Raw genomic sequence first — 4,718 nt, forward strand, 5'->3', positions numbered from 1 at the left:
AGCCCGGACGAGCGGTGGGCACGGATCGAGGCGGAGTCCGACTGTGCGCCCGCCAGGGGGTGCGTGATGTTGACCGCCGGGCCCGCGTTTTTCAGATCGGCAGGTCCCACCCGGGGCCGTCCTCGGTGCCGAGCCACACCCGCTGACCGGCGGCCGAGACCGTGAACCCGAACTTCTCCTGGTGAGGCTCGTCGGCGGCCTGCCAGCGCTCCACGGCCCGTTCCACCCGATCCCACAGGCGAACGGGACCGCGCTGAACAACGGTCCACCCGCCGTCAGGGTTGGGAGCCGTCCGGGCCTGCGAACCGGTGGACACGTCCCAGAGGATCTGTTCCGCCCCCGCCCCCATGCGTTCGGCCGAGGGGGCCGCGAGCTGCGCGACCCAACCGCCGGTCCAGTTGTCGAGCTTCGCGGGGTCGATCTGGCTCGGACGCTCGTCCCCGGGCAGCAGGGCCAGCGTTGGACGGGGTGGCCGGTCGTGCGGCCGGGCGATCATGAAACTGGTGTAGCCGGGGAGGAACCGGCCCGTGGCCTCTCCGGGGCCGGTCACGTCGAGCAGCGCCAGGGCGTTGGCGTAGCTCCACCCGGAGAGGGTGGCCAGGATCTTTCCGCCGGGCTTCACCTGGTGCAGCCAGGGCAGAGGGATGTACCGGACCGAACAGGTGGCGATGACCCGGTCGTACTGCCCGCCCTGCGGGTCGCCGCGCAGCCCGTCACCGATGATCAGCCGGGGCGCGAATCCGGATGCCTTGAGCGCCGTGGCAGCAGCCCCGCCGACCACCGGGTCGTACTCGATGCTGGTCAGGTTGGCGTCCCCGAGGCGGTGCGCACCGAGGGCGGTCGAGTACCCGGTTCCGGTACCGATCTCCAACACCCGCTGACCGGACTCGGCGCCAAGCCGCTGCCACATCCGCAGCACCAGGGACGGCAGGGTGGACGACGACGACGGGGAGCCGGTAACGGCGTCCTCGGCCACGTCGTCGGGCCTGATCAGGCCGTCCAGTTGGGTGATCAGCGTCTCGTCGGAGTAGACGCCCTCCAGCCACCCGGGATCGCCCTCGCGGACGGGCCGGTAGCTGGTGGGGACGCTGCCCGCCACCGGCAGGAAGTAGGACCCCGTGAACAGCTCGCGGGGAACCGTGGTGGCCGCGCTGCGCCACTCGGGGTCGGCGAGGGTGCCGTCCTCGGCGAGTCTGTCCGCCAGAGCGCTGCGAAGCTGAGCCGATGTGCTCACGCGTCGGGGCCTTTCTCCAGTTGGTCGGTAAGGGCTTGGGCGATAGCGGCGGTGGTCTGCGCCGGCTGCCACGCCCACTGGCCGTTCGGGTTGCACTCAAGGAAGTACCAGTCACCTGCGGTCGCCACAGCGAAGTCGAACGCGCCGTAATGCAAACGGAGTTCGGCGAGATAGGCCGTGACCGAACGGGCGACCGACGCGGGTACCTCGATCGGTGTGCACGTCATCAGGTCTTGATGGCAGCGCCAGTCAAGGTCGGGGCTGTCGATCCGGACCCCGAACAGTCGGCCGCCCACGGCGGTTACCCGCACGTCGAACACCTTGTCCACCTTGGCTTGGAACAGGTGGGGGCAGACGGACACGGCGTCGGTGATCTCGGCCGCGTACACCTCTCGGACCCACACGCTGTGCGGCTGATCGTCCACGCGGTAGGGGGTGTTCCACACGGGTTTGTAGACCACTCCGCCGGGCTGCTGGGCTGTGAACGTCCGCGCCTGTTGAGGGTCGTCGGTGATCACCGTGCTGGGCACCAGGAATCCGCAGCGCTGCGCGGTCGAGAGCTGCGCGGGCTTGAACTCAGCGGCCCGGTTGTTCCAGGGGTGATTCACGTAGTGCGCGCCGGGCAGTGACGCGAGGATGCCCCCTGCGCCCCACAGGGCCTGTTCTGCGGCGAACCGGCGGTCTTGGCCGTTCAACTCCGGCGGTCCCCCGTAGGGCGAGGGCCTGCGTACCCACACGGACCGAATCCGCGTGGTGTCGATCTCCCGGCTTGCCGTGCGCAGGGTGCCCCGCTGGTCGCCCGTGCGGTACGTGGCGGTCAGCGAGGCACCCGTGTGCAGGTCGGTGCCGGGGTCGAGACGGACCACGGGAACCCGGCGCTCGGCAAGGAGCCTGAGCACCACATCCGCTGTCACGTCGCAGGGGTTGGTCAGCACCAGTACCGACCTGCTGTCACGCATCAGCCGGAACTCTGGTCCTGGTCGTACGACTCGGTGCTGTCCGCGTCGGTCGCACCACCAGGGCCGGACCCGTCGCCCGGGGCGGTCGTGGTAGGAGTCAGGCCGCTCGTGCTGGTGCCATGGTTGCCCAGTTCGACCGTCCGGCCGTGCTCGTCCACGATGACGGCGATCTGGGTTTCGGGGTCGATCACAGGCGTGTACTGCGGAACCGTTGTGGTGACCGCGTACGGCCCCATTCGCTGCGTGCCCCACGGGGCGGGCGTCTGCGTCATCTGTTCTGCGCCTCCGTTTCCTGGTGGTGCTGAAACTTCAATTGCTCGGGCCAGACGGCCCAGGCTGCCAATCCCGCCCCGGCCACTCGACCTGTCCAGGGTTTCCGCCGCCGGGGCGGGAGTTGGAGCCCGTTCCCCTCGCGGCCTGTGCAATCAGCATGGGGGAGCTGTGCGACACCGCGAGGGGAACGGGGGTCAGAGACGGCCAGTGGCCGCGAGGGTGGGAATCGCCGTTGCCAGAGCGGCGACCGTGAAGACGAACGCGGCCACCCGAACCGGCGGACCCGCCTCATGGGCTGTCCGGCCGGGGGATGCAGTTCGGGCAGTCCCCGGGGTGGAACGGCGACGGCGGGTACGTCGGGCCCGGGAGGCAGATCACGCGCGATGCCACGTTCAGAGCCCCGCCGTACTGGTTCCACCACCCGGGCGGGGAGTCCGCGCAAGGGCCGCCCGGGTCGTCTATGAGGCTCACGAGCTGCGGGGCCGGGAGAGGGCACATAGGGCGTTGCTGACGCCGCGCCGGAGTGGCGGTCATCGGTGGGCGTCCGCGAGATGCCGGCTGAGCCTCACGTTGCAGTCGCTCATGCGGCTGCCGTCACCGTTGGCTTCGGCGTGGTCGCGGTCCATGGCGACTGTGTCGCAGTGCGCGCATCCCGGTACCGAACGCGGGTCTCCCTCCAGCCTCAGCGGGAGGTCTACGGGGTTCTCCATGTTCCGGGCCCTCCTTGCGGTGCCGTCCCTTGCGGTGGCCGTGCTCGCACTAGGCAACCGCCCGACCACGCACAGCGCTACCGTTGGGAAGAGGGCAGGAGTTAAGAGCGTTAAGCGGTCAGAGCACGGGAGTTGGGGACCAGTGACGACACGACAGCCGAACGCCGGACTTGAGCGGCTGTACCGCGAAAGCGGGTGGACCCTGCGGCAGTTCGCCCAAGAGGTCAACCGCATCGGGACCGAGCGCGGGACCCCTCTCAAGTATCAACAGCCGTCAGTGCACCAGTGGTTGAGCGGCCACCTGCCGAAAGAAACTGTTCGGCCGCTGATTCTGGAAGCACTCGCCCGGAGATTACTCCGTCCCATCACGCACGCCGATGCAGGATTCCCGGCACCCTCGGAAGAGTCCAATAGTCACCCGACTACCGTTGAAGGGCTGGTAGACCTCGGGAGGCAAGACATGGACCCCTCACGCCGTAGCGTCCTGAGTGCGGGACTGTTCTCCGTAGCCCTTACCGTCCCTGGGTGGCCGGATGTTGTGGGGCGTATGGAAGCGGTTCAATCGGGAAAGACCCAACGCATAGGGATGGCCGACGTAAACATGGTCATCGCCATGACAGAGCGCGTGTCTGACTTGGACGACCAATTCGGAGGTCGGCACGCTCGCCCGATGGCGGCGGCATTCCTCGTGAACACGGTATCCCCCTACCTTCGAGCCGACGCAACAGAGGAAGTCCGCAAGGCGATGATGTCAGCGGCTTCCGATCTCTGCTATCTCACCGGATATATGGCTGTGGATGAGGGGGTCCACGGCCTGGCGCAACAGTATTACCTGAAAGCGCTAGAGCTAGCAGGTGCTTCGGAAGATCACCTCACGTATTGCACGACCCTGAGGGGGATGAGCGTTCAGGCAGTTGATCTACGCCACGGAAAGACTGCGATGCGCCTTGCTGACGCTGCCGCGTCTGCATCTCCGCAGGCTGGTCCTCGAATGCGCGCCTTTCTGGCGGGGCAGCAAGCGCACGCCTCCGCGCAGCTTGGCGAGCCCACAAAGGCGCTTATGTATCTGCGCGAGGCTGAAGTGGCAATGGAAAAGGCCGAATCCCAAACCAAGACGTTCGGCTCGTACAACTCGTCTTCTCTGACCTATCACGCAGGGCAGGTGCGGTACGAATTGGGCGACATTCGGGGATCGGTCAAAGATCTGGAGGAGTCCGATAAGCTGCGGCATAGCTCGTTCAAGAGGAATCGGATTCGCTATCTCTCCATGCTTGCCGAACGTCAGCTGGAAATCGGCCATCTCGAAAGCGCGTGTGCCACATGGGTCAAAGTCGTGGAAATTTACCCCGACGTCCAATCGGGGCAGTGCGATAAGGCCATGTCAACGATGCAGGATCGACTTCGACCCTATCTCAAGAATCAGACGGTCCGGAGTCTCTACGAGCGCGCACGTCTCGTTACCCCGCCATCGGTTGCGGTCTGAGTGCAAAACAAGAATGCCCCCGCACCCATCATTCATTTTCGAACGATGCGCACGGGGGG

General features: G+C 66.9%; 5 protein-coding genes. 1 reads left to right on the forward strand and 4 read right to left on the reverse strand.

Annotation, left to right across the window (positions count from 1 at the left end; all coding sequences use genetic code 11):
* Nucleotides 1-91: 91 nt before the first annotated feature.
* The 4 genes from tgmC to EES42_RS10920 form a co-directional block, all read right to left on the reverse strand.
* Nucleotides 92-1,234, reverse strand: a complete 1,143-nt coding sequence (tgmC, locus tag EES42_RS10905; protein ID WP_124717929.1) for an ATP-grasp peptide maturase system methyltransferase — start codon at nucleotides 1,232-1,234, stop codon at nucleotides 92-94.
* A complete protein-coding gene (gene tgmB / locus EES42_RS10910) occupies nucleotides 1,231-2,193 on the reverse strand; it encodes an ATP-grasp ribosomal peptide maturase (protein ID WP_124717930.1) in 963 nt (320 codons plus the stop codon). The genes tgmC and tgmB overlap by 4 nt, the downstream gene beginning before the upstream one ends.
* Complete coding sequence (gene tgmA / locus EES42_RS10915; RefSeq protein WP_124717931.1) at nucleotides 2,193-2,465, reverse strand: putative ATP-grasp-modified RiPP; 273 nt, start codon at nucleotides 2,463-2,465, stop codon at nucleotides 2,193-2,195. Before tgmA ends, tgmB begins: the two co-directional genes overlap by 1 nt.
* A 531-nt stretch (nucleotides 2,466-2,996) precedes the next feature.
* The gene (locus tag EES42_RS10920; protein ID WP_124717932.1) at nucleotides 2,997-3,176 is read right to left on the reverse strand and encodes a hypothetical protein; all 180 of its coding nucleotides are present in this window, start codon (nucleotides 3,174-3,176) and stop codon (nucleotides 2,997-2,999) included.
* Nucleotides 3,177-3,318: 142 nt separating this feature from the next.
* Here EES42_RS10920 and EES42_RS10925 point away from each other — a divergent pair, with 142 nt between their 5' ends.
* Nucleotides 3,319-4,659, forward strand: coding sequence for a tetratricopeptide repeat protein (locus tag EES42_RS10925; RefSeq protein ID WP_124717933.1), 1,341 nt, complete (start codon nucleotides 3,319-3,321; stop codon nucleotides 4,657-4,659).
* The last annotated feature ends 59 nt before the right edge of the window (nucleotides 4,660-4,718 follow it).

The sequence above is a fragment of the Streptomyces sp. ADI95-17 genome, assembly GCF_003846175.1.
In the GTDB taxonomy this organism is placed as follows: Bacteria; Actinomycetota; Actinomycetes; order Streptomycetales; family Streptomycetaceae; genus Streptomyces; species Streptomyces sanglieri.